Annotated in this window: 8 protein-coding genes, 7 pseudogenes and 1 other annotated feature; of the genes and pseudogenes, 10 read left to right on the top strand and 5 right to left on the bottom strand. The window is 59.8% G+C overall.

The features are described from left to right. A pseudogene (locus tag NKH52_RS32800) lies at nucleotides 1–1020 on the bottom strand (hypothetical protein); the annotation flags it as partial. 604 nt (nucleotides 1021–1624) lie between these two features. Here NKH52_RS32800 and NKH52_RS32795 point away from each other — a divergent pair. Beyond that, nucleotides 1625–2245: pseudogene (locus NKH52_RS32795) on the top strand (Mu transposase C-terminal domain-containing protein); the annotation flags it as partial. After that, nucleotides 2234–2916, top strand: a pseudogene (locus tag NKH52_RS32785) (IS6 family transposase). The pseudogenes NKH52_RS32795 and NKH52_RS32785, both read left to right, overlap by 12 nt. A gap of 127 nt (nucleotides 2917–3043) precedes the next feature. Here NKH52_RS32785 and NKH52_RS32780 read toward each other — a convergent pair. Both NKH52_RS32780 and NKH52_RS32775 read right to left on the bottom strand, forming a co-directional pair. Next, the gene (locus tag NKH52_RS32780; RefSeq protein WP_352657701.1) at nucleotides 3044–4963 is read right to left on the bottom strand and encodes a potassium transporter Kup; all 1920 of its coding nucleotides are present in this window, start codon (nucleotides 4961–4963) and stop codon (nucleotides 3044–3046) included. 59 nt (nucleotides 4964–5022) lie between these two features. Then, a pseudogene (locus tag NKH52_RS32775) lies at nucleotides 5023–5182 on the bottom strand (IS6 family transposase); the annotation flags it as partial. 285 nt (nucleotides 5183–5467) lie between these two features. Between NKH52_RS32775 and NKH52_RS32770 the strand changes: the two are divergent. Next, nucleotides 5468–6306 (top strand): annotated as a pseudogene (locus NKH52_RS32770) (IS3 family transposase); the annotation flags it as partial. Further along, nucleotides 5718–5833: a sequence feature (AL1L pseudoknot), on the top strand. Its footprint overlaps the pseudogene before it by 116 nt. A gap of 16 nt (nucleotides 6307–6322) precedes the next feature. Here the strand turns inward: NKH52_RS32770 and NKH52_RS32765 are convergent. Then, nucleotides 6323–7092: pseudogene (locus NKH52_RS32765) on the bottom strand (transposase); the annotation flags it as partial. A 43-nt stretch (nucleotides 7093–7135) separates the two neighbouring features. Between NKH52_RS32765 and NKH52_RS32760 the strand changes: the two are divergent. The 3 genes and pseudogenes from NKH52_RS32760 to virD4 all read left to right on the top strand — a co-directional run. After that, nucleotides 7136–7438 (top strand): annotated as a pseudogene (locus NKH52_RS32760) (transposase domain-containing protein); the annotation flags it as partial. A gap of 297 nt (nucleotides 7439–7735) precedes the next feature. Continuing rightward, a complete protein-coding gene (locus NKH52_RS32755; protein ID WP_352968390.1) occupies nucleotides 7736–8512 on the top strand; it encodes a hypothetical protein in 777 nt (258 codons plus the stop codon). Between the two features lie 247 nt (nucleotides 8513–8759). Continuing rightward, nucleotides 8760–10505, top strand: a complete 1746-nt coding sequence (gene virD4, locus NKH52_RS32750; RefSeq protein WP_352657698.1) for a type IV secretion system ATPase VirD4 — start codon at nucleotides 8760–8762, stop codon at nucleotides 10503–10505. 693 nt (nucleotides 10506–11198) lie between these two features. Here the strand turns inward: virD4 and virG are convergent. Next, on the bottom strand, nucleotides 11199–11924 hold the full coding sequence (virG, locus tag NKH52_RS32745) for a two-component system response regulator VirG (RefSeq protein WP_023685159.1): 726 nt from the start codon (nucleotides 11922–11924) through the stop codon (nucleotides 11199–11201). A gap of 1282 nt (nucleotides 11925–13206) precedes the next feature. Between virG and NKH52_RS32740 the strand changes: the two genes are divergently transcribed. From NKH52_RS32740 to virB4, 4 genes are all read left to right on the top strand, one after another. Further along, nucleotides 13207–13992, top strand: a complete 786-nt coding sequence (locus NKH52_RS32740) for a type IV secretion system lytic transglycosylase VirB1 (RefSeq protein ID WP_352657695.1) — start codon at nucleotides 13207–13209, stop codon at nucleotides 13990–13992. Between the two features lie 74 nt (nucleotides 13993–14066). Then, nucleotides 14067–14372: a pilin major subunit VirB2 gene (gene virB2, locus NKH52_RS32735; protein ID WP_023673707.1), complete on the top strand. Its 306-nt coding sequence runs from the start codon at nucleotides 14067–14069 to the stop codon at nucleotides 14370–14372. Next, nucleotides 14372–14698, top strand: coding sequence for a type IV secretion system protein VirB3 (locus tag NKH52_RS32730; RefSeq protein WP_023679584.1), 327 nt, complete (start codon nucleotides 14372–14374; stop codon nucleotides 14696–14698). Before virB2 ends, NKH52_RS32730 begins: the two co-directional genes overlap by 1 nt. Beyond that, entirely contained in the window at nucleotides 14698–17067 is a 2370-nt protein-coding gene (gene virB4 / locus NKH52_RS32725; protein WP_352657692.1) for a type IV secretion/conjugal transfer ATPase VirB4, read from the top strand. Before NKH52_RS32730 ends, virB4 begins: the two co-directional genes overlap by 1 nt. The last annotated feature ends 1 nt before the right edge of the window (nucleotide 17068 follow it).

Below are 17068 nucleotides of genomic sequence, written 5' to 3'. Positions count from 1 at the left end.
CGCTTCCCATGGCAATGCACTCACTTGATGGGTGGGGGCCTGCATCAGCACGCGAGCGCCTGAATTGCCGATCTCGCTCAGCTGCTTAGCTTTCCCAGGGAGATACTCTGGCCGACCCAATGCCTTCTGCGGCCCGCTGTGCTGCGCAGCGGCGTCCCCAATGGCACGAGTCTCCATGCCGACTGCGTCTTCCGGACGAGCAGCAAGGGCAATTTTTTCGCGCCCGGGTGCGGACTTCCGGAGATGAGCTAGTGCAGCCATCCTCCGGTCACCACTGGAGATCGTATAGCGTTTGGCATCTTCATCCAGCGACCCCTCGTGAAGCCGGGCCGCAATCCCCGGCTTTTTGTTTTCAACCAGGTATTGACTGAAACGTCTAAGAGCAGATCCATAGGCCTCAATGGTACGGGGATTCGGCCCGGTCGCAGGCGCTTCTTTGTACTCTTTGATGAGAGCCGCTGCGTACTCTTTGATGAGCACGGCGTCGGCAGGGTCGGGATTCAGGACAGCGCGGTCCCTCACTGGCGCTCCGCCCGCCCACGTCTTGAGACGACCCAGTGCCACAGCCACGTCCGAGGAGCCACTCTTGCTCACGTACTCCCTGAGATCCTGATCCAGCGCGTCAAGCCGAGCAGCAAATCCCGGCTTGTTATTTTCAAGGAGCCAACGACTAAAGCCGAGAAGAGAATTTACACGGCGCGTGACCGTGCTCTCGTTGACCTTACCCGCGTAAGCTGACCTCAGCCCTTCGACAAGGGTCGCATCGTTGGAATAAAGAGGACCCTTGTCGTGACCGGAGACCACTATTGGAGGATCTGGCTGCACCGCCGCCGGCACAGAACGAGCATGGTCACGCAACTCGACCCGTGCGGGGGGATTCAGATCAACCACTGACGAATCCGGCGCATGATGATGGCGCGCCGTTGAGTGACCCGGCTGCAGCACCGAGGCACCTAGCATCGACCCACTGCCTCCGGCGTACGGCGCCGCGGCGTGTTCTTGTCCGCTCCCTTGCATCATGGGCTGCGCTTCCCATCGGGCCGCGGCTTCGATGAGGCTCAGGTCTCCCTGAGACGGATGAGGATGGAACGGGTCTGGCAGAGCCGGAACGCCGGGGGCGGGAATTTGGGCAGCGGCTTGGCGCGCCTCGCCCGAGCGCTGCTCAAAGCCCTCTTGCCCGGCCTGTGCCGCTTGCTCTTGAGATGCCGGGGGCTGCACCTGCCGCCAACCTGTTACATTGGATAGGTCAAATTTGTGCCGGTTCACGCTAGCCTCACGTCCACAGATCAGCTGAGCAACCTACTCGGGCATACTTACGAGAAGCTGACGAGGTCCGCGGTCCCGGAGCGGGTAATTTTCTGCGCGCCGATTGCGCTGGCGCGACGTAGCCCGGCCTTTTGCCAGCTCGGCAGCTACGGCTCGCAAAGAGCGTCGTAAGGCTTGCGGAGCCGCCCCTCAGCTCCCGTCGAGGAGCAATCCACAATTCACATATTTGGAGATGGCTCGCTGGTTTACCGGTGTCGCTTTTACTTCCCGATTTCAAACAGGGAAAAGTCAGGTGTTGTTTAGGTTTTGGCGCTACGACAGCCCCGATTTTCCGCTAACGATTTCATTGGTCGCTCATTTGCCGAACCGATTACACAACCGAAAAGCAACTCCTTCCCCATCTCTCTCCGATGAAGCATGGTCCGCGGCACGTCGTGTAGCCCGCGAGCTGGATAAGATCCTCCATGGTGCGGGGCCCCGTCAGGCGCCAATCGAGCGGGCCGCCGCGGAGCTGCGCCTGTCGACCCGCCAGATCTACAATCTGCTGGCGCGCTACCGCATCGACCGGACCGTGACGTCGCTGCTGCGCGACGGGGACGGGACTCGGAAAAAGCGACTTGACCAGGGTATCGAGGAGATCATCGTGAAGACGCAGTGGCTCGTGCTGGAGGCTCCGCCGCTCGCTCCCGTCGTGGCCGAGGTCCGGGCTCGCTGCGAGGAGGCCGGCCTGGCCACTCCATCCTATCTCACCGTCGCGCGTCGCATACCCTCGCTGTTCAGCCCCGAGGAGATCGCGAGGAAAAGATCAGCGAACCCGAAGCATCTTCAACGGCTCAAGGCGCGGCCGGGTTACATCCATGCCACGCACCCGCTGGATGTCTGCCAGATCGATCAGACACCCACCGACATCAACTTCGTTGAGGTCGTCGACGGTGGTGGAACCTTCATCGGCCGCGCATATCTTACGATCGTTAGCGACGGAAGATGCTGCGATCGCGCCGCGATCGCCACGCTCGATGCGGTCGTGCGCCGGGACGAAAAATGGGCCGGCGCCTGGCGGCAGCGCCTCGCACTCGGCGCGGCCGCGGCGACGGTGCGGCAGGCGGGCCGCACTCGAAGCTACGCGGAGAAATTCGGACGGAATTTCGCCCGAGAGATCAAGCGACGGTCAGCCGGCTGCCTGGGCGACAAATGGCATCTCGACGAATGTGTCGTGGCTATCAGTGGCAAGAAGCAGTGGCTGGGCGTGCCGTCGATCAGGACGGCTTCGTCCTCGAAGTGCTGGTACAAAGCCGCCGAAATGCCAAGGCGGCAAAGCGTCTGATGCGCAAGTTGAAGGCTCAAGGGCGGACACCACGGATCATGATCACCGACAAGCTCCGATCCTATGATGCCGCCATGCGCGACCTCATGCCCGGCGTCGAACACCGGTCGCACACAGGCCTGAATTATCGAGCGGAAAATTCGCACCAGCCGACCCGACGACGCGAAAGGATCATGAAACGCTTCAAGTCGGCACGCCAGCTTCAGCGGTTCGTTTGCATCCATGATCCGATTGCCGACCTGCTCCACTTTCCCTGCAATGCGCTGTCATCGGCTCAACATCGAGACCTGCGTAACGCCGCCATGCATTGTGTCGCCACAGCGTGACAGCCGTCCCGGCCAGCTATCGCTGCATCAAGCCGCTGAAACTTACAGTGCCGGGCGCGCTGCTACCTGAATTTCCTTACCGCTCAATCGATGTGACAGCACCGATTCTTCTCAACCGCGGCATGCCCTAAATCGTCACTTGCGTTCCGATCTCGACGACGCGTCCGGTCGGGATCTGGAAATACTCTGTCGCATCGGCCGCCGAGCGGGCGAGCCCGATGAACAGCTTGTCCTGCCACACCGGCATGCCGGAATTGGGCGATGCTTTGAGCGAGCGCCGCGACAGGAAGAACGACGTCGTCATGATGTCGAACTTCCAGCCCTGCTTGCGGCAGATCGCCAGCGCGCGCGGAATGCTGGGCTGCTCCATATAGCCGAAGGTCAGCGTCACCCGCATGAACAACTCGTTGACTGTCTCCATCTTGACCCGCTCGCTGTCGGGCACCAGCGGCTGCGGTGCGGTGACCACCGACAGAATGACGTTCTGCTCGTGCAGCACGTTGTAGTGCTTCAGGCTGTGCATCAGCGCTGTCGGCGCGCTTTGCGGATCGCTGGTCAGGAACACGGCGGTGCCGGACACCAACTGCGGCTTCTTCTTCAACAGATTGCCGGCGAGGAAATCGAGCGGGATTTCGTTGCGGCGGGTCTTGTCGAAGAGATAGCGGCTGCCGCGCACCCAGGTCCACATTGCCAGAACGATGGTGAAGGCCACCGCCAGCGAGGCCCAGCCGCCCTCGAATACCTTGACGATGTTGGAGGCAAAGAAGCCGATGTCGATGAATGCGAACACCGACGCCATCGCCACCGCCACCCACAGCCGCCATTTCCAGATGCGCGTCATGACGACGAAGAGCAGCACCGTCGTCACCAGCATGTTGCCGGTCACCGAGATGCCATAGGCGGAGGCGAGCTTGCTCGATTCGCCAAAACCGACCACCAGCAGCATCACCGCCAGCGCCAGCAACAGATTGACGCGTGGCATGTAAATCTGGCCCGACTGCCGTTCCGAGGTGTGCAGGATTTCGAGACGCGGCAGCATATTGAGCTGCACCGCCTGCCGGGTCAACGAGAAGGCGCCGGAGATCACCGCCTGGCTGGCGATAACCGTCGCGGCGGTTGCCAGCACCACCATCGGGATCAGCGTCCAGCCTTCGTTCATCTCGAAGAATGGGTGGCCGACGTGACCGTTCTTCGCCAGCACGAAAGCGCCCTGCCCGGCATAGTTGAGCAGCAGGCAGGGAAACACGATCCACAGCCAGGCGACCACGATGGGCCTGCGTCCGAAATGGCCGAGATCGGCATAAAGTGCTTCCGCGCCGGTGACGGCAAGGAAGATGGCGCCGATGGTGACGAAAGCGACGTCGGGCGAATTGATCAGGAAGGCGACAATGTAATGCGGGCTGATCGCCCACAGGATTTCCGGGTCGGCGATGATGTGGTTGAGACCGGAAAGGCCGATCGCCAGGAACCATGCAGCGGTCACCGGACCGAAGACTAATCCCACCCCACCCGTGCCAAAGCGCTGCACCGCGAACACCATGGCGAGGATGACCAGGGTCAGCGGCACCACATAAGGCTGGAAAGCAGGCGTGACGACGTTCATGCCTTCGACGGCCGAAAGCACTGAAATCGCGGGCGTGATGACCGCGTCGCCGAAAAACAGCGAGGCGCCGACGATGCCGATGCCCAGGATCACCGCCGACCGCTTGGGGAAACTGCCGCGCGCTAACGCCATCAGCGACAGCACGCCGCCCTCGCCGCCGTTATCGGCGCGCAGCACGAACATGATGTACTTGATGGTGACGATGATAGTCAGCGACCAGATGATCAGCGACAGCACGCCGAGGATATCGCCGCGCTCGGCGACATTGCCGCCCGACGACGCCACCAGCGCCTCACGGAACGCGTAGATCGGGCTGGTGCCAATATCGCCATAGACAACGCCGAGCGCGCCTAGCATCAGCACCTTGGGGCTTTGCTGTTCGATTGCCGGATGGCTCGACTGTTCGACGGGTTCTGCCTCGCTACCAGTATTGGTAAGGACCATGGACGACACTCCGATAAGGGGCGGCCCTCTACCTTTGCTGCACTGCAATATCAAGTGCCGCGACGTAATGGCTCCGTATGCGGACCGCATTTGTTGCCGCACCGGCGGATTGTCTTATACGAAACCACGATCCCGCTCCCGGGCCATTTCCTCGACGAGACACAGGCTCAAGGGGAACCTGAAGCAGGGCCAGACCGGATGGGCGATGATCTGCGGCAGGAAACGATGGCGCTGCTTGTAGCTGACGGCATATCTTTCTCCTGTGTGTGTCTGCCAGACGAGCGGGCGGGCACGGAAGTGGTCGCGCTCTACTGCCAGACATACTCGTCGAACCTGATGAAAATCGTGACTTGTACACCCAGCCCAAACAGGTGCGAGGGGTCGGTCTATTACCAAAGGCTCTGAGGGCTGATTCTCTAGGGTTCCCGCCCAGATTGATCCGTGACCCTTGTTGTGTACCGCCCCGGGTTGATCGGAGGCTCCAACTCCTGAGAAGGTGGAACCATGACAAGCAAGACGACCAACAAGTTCTCTCCCGAGGTCCGAGCCCGTGCGGTGCGGCTGGTTCTGGATCACGAAGGCGAGCATGCCTCGCGGTGGGCGGCGGTCTCGTCGATCGCCGCCAAGATCGGCTGCAAGAAAGCCGAGCGTGACGGCGGCGTGCGCGCCGGAGTTCCCACGGATGCTGCGACGAAACTGAAGGCTCTGGAACGCGAGAGCCGCGAGCTTCGCAGGCCAACGAGAGCAAGGCTTCCGCGTATTTTGCCAGGCGAAGCTCGACCGCCGGTTCAGGCCACGATCGCGTTCATCGACGATCACCGCAAGGCGCATGGGGTTGAGCCGATCTGCAAGGTGCTGCCGATCGCCCCGTCGACCTACCACGACCATGTCGCCAAGCGCGTCGACCCCTGCCGGCTGTCGGCCCGGGCAAGATGGGATACAGCCTCGAAGGATGAGGTCCGACGGTTTGAGGCGAACTTCCGCGTCTACGGCGTTCGCAAGGTCTGGCGGCGGTTGCGTCGCGAGGGCTTCGACGTCGCCCGCTGCACGGTTGCCCGCTTGATGAAGGCCATGGGCCTCGAAGGCATCGTCCGCCGATCCGCACTACGGTGAGCGACAAGGCCGCACCTTGCCCTCTCGACCACGTCAACCGCCAGTTCCATGCTCCGCGCCGAACATGCTGCGGGTCTCCGACTTCACCTGCGTCGCGACCTGGACGGGCTTCGTCTATGTCGCCTTTGTCATCGACACCTATACCCGTCGGATCGTCGGCTGGCGGGTGAGCCGGACGGCGCGCAGCCTTCGTTCTCGATGCCCTGGAACAGGCATTGTTGCGAACTCGGGCCCGTTCGCGCGGTACGCGCGTTCGCGCGGTACGCGCAACGCTCGGCCTGAACGCAGACATGCGGTCAGTCCTCGGCGCAATGCTCCGCGTCCTTGAATGTACAAGGACTGATAGATCGTCTCGTGGCTGATCCGCATGGTTTGATCCTCTGGGTAATCGATCTGAAGCCGATTTAGCGATCTGCTCGGGGCTCCAGGCTGCCGACCACCTCCGGCTCTGTCGTTTTTCCATACCCACCTTGGGGCCCTCGAATGAGGCGCCATTGGGGTTGGTGACTTTGCCGGCCAAGCGCTCCTCAACATATTCACGCAGAGCCGGATTGACCGCCAGCTTGCCAGGAGGCCGCCGGGACTCACGATCGGCGTGCCATTGGGCGGCACTGGCCGGTAATCCAGATTGCCGCTGCGCGTCGCGGCATTGCGCCTGACCTCCCGCGAGATTGTGCTCGGCGGCCGACCTAGCTTACGAGCAATGGCCCGGATGCCGATTCCCTTGGCAAGCTCAAGCGCAATATCCTCGCGCTCCCGAAAGAAAGATATCGCCCCGAAGGCGGCTTCGCCCACGGCGCCAAATGCGTTGGCGGCATCCCTCCTGCACTCCGAAACCAGCGCGGACCAAGAGGCGTTGATGTACCGGCATCCAGTGCGGCCTCCTCGCTCGAATGTCCCAAGGCAATAGCTTGCCAGAACCGGAAGCGATTCTCACGCTGCCAGGCAGGCGGACGCACGGGCGAATCTAGCTTCTTTCGAGTGCACCGATCTGAAGCGCGTTGGTGAACCGTCATTGCAACCTCCAATCCCTTGGTGTTGCGACGACCGGTTGAATCCGCCCAACACGTCAGCATTCAATACACCGAGCGCTTGGCGGAGGCCGGCGTCGAATCCGCAGTGGGCAGTGTCGGCGACTCTTTCGATAATGCTCTCGCGGAAACGATCAACGGTCTTTACAAGGCCGAGGTGATCCATCGACGCGGACCCTGGCGCTCATTCGAGGCCGTCGAGTTCGCCACGCTCGAATGGGTCGACTGCTTCAACAATCGCTGGCTGCTGGAGCCCATCGGCAACATCCCGCCGGCCGAAGCCGAGGAACGCTACTACGCCATGTTGGATGAACCAGCCATAGCCGCGTGACTCAAACGAAACGGCCTCCGGAATGCCCGGGGCAGTTCACAATTTGATGCCAGCTTCATCGTATTTTCTTCGGCTTGGACGGGCACTTGGCAGACCCACAGAGCTGGGAACCCTTTGCCAAACTACAACTGTAACATCATATCGGTTTAGCAGGTCAAGCTTCGGTGGTAACCTCATTGGGTAGAATAACTACTTTGGAGGCGAGCAATGGATCGCGATAACAAACGGGCACGTGCAGCTGCAAGATCATCTCAAGGCGTGGGGAGCAGTAGCCTCCGTGACGTTCCAGAGGGGCCATTGAGCGATGTTGCAGAACGGCTGGTAACCGCTAACCCGCGCGATACAGCGCGAAATCTTGGGGGCTTCAAAGGCCTCGGGACGCACGAGCGAACAGCCGTTCGGGGCACTCAACCCGGGCCAGAAACTGACCTCGCGAGATTTGAAAGGCGGACCAATCGGCTTGGACGATCAGCCATCAATCTGGCCGCGACATTAACAGCCGAATTGGGGTACAGCACGGATGACATAGCATTGCAGAAAGTCGGAGCGGCCAGTAATCTAGGCGATTACCTAACGCCAGGGCTGCAAGATGCTATTGTTAATCGCATTGGCAACATGGATCCGCCGTCGCAAGCTCTCGGAGCTTATTACGTTGCGCCACACTTCAGTAAGTTTAGTGACGAAAATAAATCTCGCATTCTTGATCAGGCCATTGGATTGGCTTCTTCTGATCCGGATGGCAATGTCAGAAACATGGCGTCCAATGCTATTCTCAACATGTATCCCCAGTTAGACGCAAATCAACAGGCCCAAGCTCACTCAGTTTTTCCCGGCATGCAAGACATCTTGCCGCACATGCCGCCGCCGCAGCATGCAGCAGAGGAACGGAGTGCGAATCTGGACGGCCACATAGCAGGTATTGAGGCTGCAGTCCGTGATACAGTAGGCCCGCAAACCTCCTATGAACAGCTGCAGCGGGGTGCTCAAATCGGGCGGTCCATAAACCACGCCTTCAATCACGCCCGAGAGGACCTAATGGAGGCCACCAGAAGCAGAGATCGCTCCGGCCGTTGAGGTCTCGGCCATGGTACAGTGACGCTTTCTCTCCCGAAATCCGTTTACGGCCTTGCCGTTTCCAATTCGCTGGCCGTTGACGTGCCTGCTTAATGTAACTTTCAAAAACCACGTCTGCTGGGTGATGCGCTGCAAGCATCGCACCACCCACTGCGGCATCGATCTGTCGAGCGGCGACATCGCGCGACGCCGGTTCGGTCTCTGAAGCACGCGCAGCATTAGCTACGGCTAATCCGGCAATGGAACAATGCTTTCAACAAAAACGACGTCCCCCAACATAGCCATTAGCATCGCGTGCTCACTCGCCGTGGGCTTCTGTGCGGCAAGTCTTTACGCAACCTTCCGCCACGGCGGCAGCGGCGAGGCTCTGATGGCGTTTGATGTCCGTGCCTTTTGGTTTGAGACGCCCTTCTATTTGGGTTTCGCAACCCCCGTTTTCTATCGGGGCGCGGCTATCGTGCTCTCGACGTCCGCGGTCGTCTTGCTGATTCAGCAGATCGTATTGCGCCGCAAGCTCGAACACCACGGGACGGCTCGTTGGGCTCGAGTGGATGAAATGCGACGCACGGGATATCTGCGACGATACCGTGGCGTGACAGGGCCGGTGTTTGGGAAGACAAGTGGCCCTTTCTGGCCTGGCTACTACCTGACCAATGGCGAGCAGCCTCACAGCCTCATCGTTGCACCGACCCGCGCTGGCAAGGGCGTCGGCATAGTCATTCCAACGCTACTTACATTCAAAGGCTCGGTGATAGCTCTGGACGTCAAGGGGGAGCTCTTTGAGCTCACCTCGAGGGCGCGCAAAGCCGCAGGTGACGACGTGTTTAAATTCGCGCCGCTGGATTCGGAGCGGCGCACAAACTGCTACAATCCGCTGTTGGATCTTATAGCGCTGCCTCCACAGCAGCAATTCACCGAAGCCCGCCGTTTGGCCGCAAACCTGATCACGGCCAAGGGGGAGGGCGCGGAAGGTTTCGTCAGCGGCGCGCGAGATATCTTTGTCGCGGGAATCCTTGCCTGCATCGAGCGGGGCACGCCAACAATCGGCGCCGTCTATGACCTCTTCGCCCAGCCGGGGGAGAAGTTTAAGCTCTTCGCGCGACTCGCCATGGAGACTCAGAACAAAGAGGCACAACGCATCTTCGACGACATGGCGGGGAACGATACGAAAATCCTAACCTCCTACACTTCCGTGCTCGGCGATGGCGGGCTCAACCTGTGGGCGGATCCCGCTGTAAAGGCGGCCACAAGTCGCTCGGACTTTTCGGTCTATGATCTTCGCCGTCGCAGAACGTGCATCTATCTTTGCGTTGGTCCGAACGACCTTGAGGTGATCGCGCCTTTGATACGCTTGTTTTTTCAGCAAATCGTTTCAATTCTGCAGCGGTCGCTGGCCCGCCGGGATGAAAAGCACGAGGTTCTCTTCCTGCTCGACGAGTTCAAGCACTTGGGTAAGCTGGAGGCGATCGAGACCGCAATCACGACTATCGCGGGCTACAAGGGGCGTTTCATGCTCATCATCCAAAGCCTTTCGGCACTGACGGGGGCTTATGGAGAGGCTGGCAAGCAGAATTTTCTCAGCAATACCGGACTGCAAGTGTTCATGGCCACGGCTGATGACGAGACTCCGAACTACATTTCCAAGGCCATCGGTGAATACACGTTTGAAGCCAAATCGATTTCCCACAGCCAGGCGCGAACGTTCGACTGGACCATTCAGAATTCACATCAAGGTGCACCGCTATTGCGTCCCGAACAGGTTCGGCTGCTCGATGACGACTACGAGATTGTTCTCATCAAAGGTCTGCCACCATTAAAATTGAGGAAGGTGCGTTATTTCTCGGATCGCATTCTGAAACGCATCTTTGAACGCCAGACAGGCGCCCTCCCGGAGCCGGCGCCCTTGACGGGAGCAGAGGAGGCGCTCTCCGCCGAATCTCAACTCGATGACCCGCTGTGTGAATTGGCGCAGGACTTTGTCGATACAGTTTGATGTGAGGCTGGTGTGGACCCCGCGAAAAAATCCATCCCGTGTAACAGCTTTGTCGCAGGTGCAGGACGCCGGCTTGGAAGAGGGGCAAGCGGTCCAGGCCCGGCAAGTGGGCTTTGAGCAGCACGTGTCCGAGGCGCTCCGGCCGCTGTTCGATGGTCGAGCTGACGAGCCGCCAACCAATCCAGAGGAGCTTCTGCGACTGGAACAGGGGGTTTCGCGAGGTGCTTCAGCGAGGGCAGGATCATCAAGCCGCCTCGTCTTTTTTGAGCAACCCAGGGATGCTCGCTGGACGGGATGACCTCAACAGAAGCGTGTCGGAGGCTTTCGCAAGCTCTGGGACGCCGGAGTTCGGGCCGCCGCCCCCAGTCTTGGCTGCCAGCGAACAGCAGATCCGCCCCTCGCCGGATGCGCTTGACCAGGGCAACCACCTGCCACCCGAGTGAGTCGTCCCAACAATGAACATTCCACAGCGCTGTTGTGGCCAGCGGAGACGCATAGGGCCCTGAATACGCAGCAAGCCGTCGCCATTCAGCAGCAGCTGAGCGAAATCGGCAATTCAGGCGGCTGCGTGCCTATGCAGAGAGGGGCTGATGCGATCTTCGGACCGGTAGCTCTCGCCGTAATTGATCAGGCTGGTTTACTGTTGGAAGGCTTGACCAGCCTCGTCACCCCAATCTCCAGCATAGCTCACTGTCACGCGGCCAACGTGCCTCCGTAGCTAACATCTACGTCAGCGTTGAAGAAGTACCCTGCGCCACGGGATGTTTTGACCAGGCGAGGGTTGGCCGCATCAGCCTCCAGCTTTCGGCGCAAGCGCATGATTAGGACATCGATACTTCGATCGTACACCTCTTCTCCACGCACACGGCTCGCGAGCAAAAGCCGTTCTCTGGATAGCACGTTGCGGGGGTTCTCCAGAAATGCGATCAAGAGATTGAACTCACATGCGGTAAGCTTGACCTCGCCACGCTCCGCACAGATCAGTCGCCGCTGCTTCACGCTGAGCTTCCAGGCCCCAAAGCGAAATGAGCGCTGCTCTCTGGTTCGCGGACTAGAAATGCGCTGGCGTAGCGCTACTCGAATGCGGGCCAAGAATTCGCGCATCCCGAAAGGCTTGGGAATGAAATCGGTTGCGCCGAGCTCCAGTGCAACCACTTTTTCCGCCTCATCAAGCCGGTCGCCGCTGATCACTATGATAGGAACATCCGATTTTGTCGCCAGATTGCGGACGATTGCAAGTCCATCCTCCCGGCCTAGGTTAAGGTCAACAACCACGAGATCGACTGGCTCACGTGAAAGAACATAGTCAAACTGCTTGCTATCGTGGACTGCGGTTACCTTCAGGGCATGCATCGTGAGATACTCGGCGATGAGGCGCCGCATTGCGGCATCATCGTCAATGACAAGAACATGTTTCAACGGCACACCTTCCCCATGTCTAAACCTGTTGCCGAGCAACCCTGGGACACCGACCCAGAACAGCTGCCCTTGATACCACTCGCCGTTGCGTGCGGCCAATGTGAGGCCGTGCTCGTCCTGGTCTTTTCATCCCTAGCGAATTGACCGCACCAAGGCAGCCCGTGGCCACCAGACAGGTCCAAGCGCCGACATGACCCTGCCGTGTGGTCATTCGCTTTTTCGCTTCGAGCTCCCCCGTTGGTGCAGGCCTGCCAATATCACTCGAGTTCGACCTCATGGATGCCAAGTTTCTGCTATGCCCTTGCATCCTGGTCATCCTGGAGTTTGCGGACCTGGATCATCTCGATATCCTGCGGCTCGTGGATCCAGCTCGGACATGGTTGAGCAGCGCGGCGTTTGGCTTGATCGGAGAGGCGGTCGGCGGAAGAAGACCGTGATTCGCTGCAGCGGCCTTGTGCCAAATAGTATGTCTCCTGCCAAGCCGGCTTCGTCCAAGGTGGCCGGCGGCCTCAAATGCTGTTCGGGCGACCGGCAGGTCGCCGGTTGCGGTGAACGTCCGGGCTAACATTTCTCAGTTACTGCAACTCCTCCATCTTGAGCGTGTCACTATGCTTGTCCATTGCGCCGTCGGACTCCGTCAATGACGTGCGGTTTTCTGCCGATGGGACTGTGCATGATCCTCCCTTTGGCGGCGGCGGCGGCCGAACAGCTGAACCAGGCTCGCACCAGGATGGGCTGCGCCGCCACGTCTTCCCAGTTGACCCTCGCCCCCGCGGATTTGCGCCTTCGAGCCAGCTTCGCGGACGAGCTCGCGACTCAAGCAATGATCTGAGTGTGCAGGGCCGCGCATGGCTGCTCTTAAAGCACCGGCAGCATACCGGTAAAGTTGGGCTGCTTTATCGCCTTCGTCGATTCCCCACGGTGATCCCGAGCCTGAACAAACCCGCCAAGCTCCCCATTTTGTCCTTGGCTTGGCGCTGACAGAAGTACCATCCATGGCGCCGAAGTCGCGGCCTACAGTCCAGGAGCAACGGACGGCCGGGACGAGCAATCCTGCACAGGAGTCATCGTACCAAGATGCTCCGGATGTCGCTGGCTGATCGGGCCCGCGCCACCCACGCATGCGCAAGATGCTCACCCACGCTGACACGAACACGGTCTTTGCTTCAGTTGAAACCAAAAAGCTGAACTTGAACATCACACAGTAACAAACCTCCCCGATAAGCGCGTGCCGGACAGGGCCAGAACCCGTCCGGCGGCTTGGAAAGGTAGGTGATAGGGAATGTTTATTGCAGCTTGGCCGCTGGCCATCGTCCTGTTGACATCCATGTCACTCCCAGCCGAGCCCGCGCCACTTTCTCCGCGTGAGTTCCGCAGCCTGTCGCGCAAATGCGCTCCCTGGGTTGCGCCGTCCACCCTGGCCGCGATTGCCAAGATTGAAAGTGGCTTTGACACGCTGGTGGCTCATGACAACACCACAGGTGAGCAGCTTCGCTGGATAGACCACCTGGAAGCCACGCGGGGCATCAAGGAACGCCTCGAAGCACAACATTCTGTCGATGTTGGATTGATGCAGATAAACAGCAAGAACTTTGCCATGCTCAATCTTACGCCGGAAAGGGCTTTCGAGCCCTGCGCCTCGCTTTCGGCTGCCGCCCACTTGCTTGAAAGCCGGTATGCCGGCGGCACCACTGCTGTGGCACAGCAACTGGCGCTTCGCCGTGCCATCTCGGCCTATAACACGGGCGACGTCACGCGTGGCTTCGCCAACGGTTATGTACGCAAGGTCGAGGCGGCCGCAAAGGACATCTCAAGTCTCCTTGAGCGAACGCTGGAGCCGACTGCTCGAGATGTGCCGCACCTTGAGGCACCCGGTCGGAAAGCCGTGCCGCCTCTGCTCCAGCAGAGCCAACAGGCCAATAGAAAGAAGCAGCCCAACCAAGATTCTTGGGACATTTGGGGCTCGTATCAGCCAGACCGCTCCGGTGCCGATCCCTCCGGTCCGACAGGCAGCCAGGCTGCGAAAGCACGGGAACCCGCGAACCCGAACAAACTCGTATTCGATTGAAACATGGAGATGCAATGATGACGCCACTCAAGATACTTCGTGCGCTTAAAACGCGTGTTCCTTCGCCTTTTTCCATGCTGCGCATGGCGGCTGAATATGTACCGGCTGCTGCTGCAGGCGCGGCGTGGACGGTCTTCTACAGCGGGCCAGCCGCGGCTCAGGTGACCGGAGGGACGGATCCTGCCAAGATGGTCCAGAATATCTGCACGTTCATACTTGGCCCCTTTGGACAATCACTGGCCGTGCTCGGGCTCGTAGCCATCGGTATCTCTTGGATGTTCGGTCGTGCTTCACTTGGCCTGGTTGCGGGTGTCGTTGGAGGGATCGTCATCATGTTCGGGGCCAGCTTCCTGGGCAAGGCGCTCATAGGCGGTGGCTGATGAGCGACCGGTTGGAAGTGAGCACCCTCTATGTGGCGGCGACGCGCCCCGCACTGTTTCTGGGGGTGCCGCTGACGCTGGCCGGATTGCTCATGATGTTGGCTGGGCTTGTTATCATTATCCTTCAGAACCCGCTCTACGAAATCGTTCTCGCGCCACTCTGGTTCGGAGCACGGCTGGTTGTTGAGCGTGACTATAACGCGGCAAGCGTCGTGCTGCTCTATTTGCAGACGGCCGGCAGAAGCGTGGACGGGCCGGTCTGGGGAGGCGCAAGCGTCAGCGCCAATCCGATCAGAGTGCCGAAACGCGGAAGAGGAATGGTGTAATGTTCGGCGCCAGCGGCCGGACCGAGAGGTCTGGCGAGATCTACCTTCCGTATGTTGGTCACGTAAGCGATCAGGTTGTCCTTCTGGAAGACGGATCGATCATGGCCATGGCACATGTGAACGGTGTGCCCTTTGATTTGGAAGACGCTGAGATGCGCAACTCGCGCTGCCGCGCGTTCAACACTCTCTTGCGCAACATCGCCGATGACAATGTCTCGATATACGCTCATCTTGTGAGACACAACGATGTGCCGGCGCCGGCGCCGCGCCAGTTTCAAAGTGCATTCGCTGGCAGTCTGAGCGAGGCCTACGAGCGTCGTGTGCTGTCGGGAAAGCTCTTTCGCAACGATCACTTCCTCACTTTGATCGTGTCCCCCCGCACCGCAATCGGCAAGATCGGCTTGCGGATTGCCAAGTCCCGCAGACGGAATGAGCACGATCTAGCCACCCAAATGCGGAGCCTGGAAGACCTCTGGCACATCATTGCTGGCGCACTCGGCGGTTACGGTCTGCGCCGGTTGGGCATTCGTGAGAAAGGCAACGTGCTCTTCACGGAAATCGGCGAGGCGCTTCGGCTCATGATGACTTGCCGGTTTCTTCCGGTTCCGATGGTTACCGGCTCACTTGGCGCCTCGATCTACACTGACCAGGTCATCTGCGGGAAGCGGGCGCTTGAGATTCGAAGGCCCGGGGATAGCTCCGTCGGATCATTGTTTTCGTTCCGTGAATATCCGGCGACGACGCGGCCGGGCATGCTAAATTCCTTGCTGTCCGCCAACTTCCCGCTTGTCCTGAGCCAGAGCTTTTCCTTCCTCACTCGCCCACAAGCTCATGCCAAACTAAGCCTTAAGTCCAGCCAGATGACGAGTGCCGGCGACAAGGCTCTCACCCAGATCAATGAACTTGCCGAGGCAGAGGACGCACTGGCAAGCAACGAATTCGTGATGGGTTCGCATCATCTGAGCCTGTGCGTCTATGCCGACAGCCTCAATAGCCTTGCAGATCGCGCAGCAAGTGCCCGCGCACGGCTGGCCGACGCGGGCGCCGTTATCGTCCAAGAGGGCATCGGCATGGAGGCCGCATATTGGTCCCAACTTCCGGGGAACAACAGGTGGCGCACGCGCCCGGGGGCGATCACCTCACACAATTTTGCCGGGCTCGTCTCATTTGAGAACTTCCCAAGCGGTTCCAGTTCCGGCCACTGGGGCAATGCTGTTGCGCGCTTTCGCACAAACGGTGGAACTTCTTTCGACTACATCCCCCATGAGAATGACGTCGGCATGACGGCAATATTCGGGCCCGTTGGCAAAGGCAAGACGACGCTGATGACCTTTGTCCTCGCGATGCTTGAGCAAAGCTTGGTCGATCGCAATGGTGCGATCGTCTTCTTCGACAAGGATCGGGGTGGTGAACTGCTGGTGCGAGCCACGGGAGGGACATATCTTGCGTTGCGCAGAGGCGCTCCGAGCGGCTTGGCCCCTCTGCGTGGACTGGACAACACCTCCGCCTCTCGGGACTTTCTGCGCGAGTGGTTGATGGCCCTGATCGAGAGTGACGGTCGTGGTCCGATCTCGCCGGAGGAAAGCCGTCGGCTGGAACGCGGCATTGTTCGTCAGCTTTCGTTCGAACCCCCTATGCGCTCACTTGCGGGCCTGCGCGAGTTCCTATTGCACAGCCCCTCCGAGGGCGCAGGAGCACGGCTGCAGCGGTGGTGTAGAGGGGGGGCGCTTGGATGGGCCTTTGACGGCGACGTGGACGAAGTAAGGCTGGATGCCTCCATTACGGGCTTCGACATGACGCAGCTCCTGGAATATGAGGAGGTCTGTGCACCGGCCGCCGCATACCTTCTGCATCGAGTGGGCGCTATCGTCGATGGTCGTCGGTTCGTCATGAGCTGCGACGAATTTCGATTCTATCTACTCAACCCCCAATTCTCGGCTACTATCGACAAGTTCTTGCTCACGGTCCGCAAAAACAACGGCATGTTGATACTCGCAACGCAGCAGCCTGAACACGTTCTGGAATCGCCTCTCGGAGCTAGTCTCGTTGCGCAATGTATGACGAAAATTTTCTACCCATCACCTACGGCGGACCGCTCTGCGTATGTCGATGGCTTGAAGTGCACTGCGCAGGAGTTCGAGGCAATCCGCCAGGGAATGGCAATCGGCAGCCGCAAGTTTTTGCTCAAGCGCGATAGCGGGAGTATTGTTTGCGAATTCGATCTTGGGCAGATGCGCGAGTACGTAGCCGTACTCTCGGGGCGGGCCAACACAGTGCGCTTTGCCGACCACCTTCGTAACCAGCACGGAGACGCCCCAAGTGGGTGGCTCGACAAGTTCATGGCCCGGTACCATGAAGTTCAAGACTGAC

The sequence above is a fragment of the Mesorhizobium sp. M1066 genome (assembly GCF_040318635.1).
Classification (GTDB): domain Bacteria; phylum Pseudomonadota; class Alphaproteobacteria; order Rhizobiales; family Rhizobiaceae; genus Mesorhizobium.
Note: the sequence above shows the minus strand (reverse complement) of the source record. Positions and strands in the feature narration are given on the sequence as shown.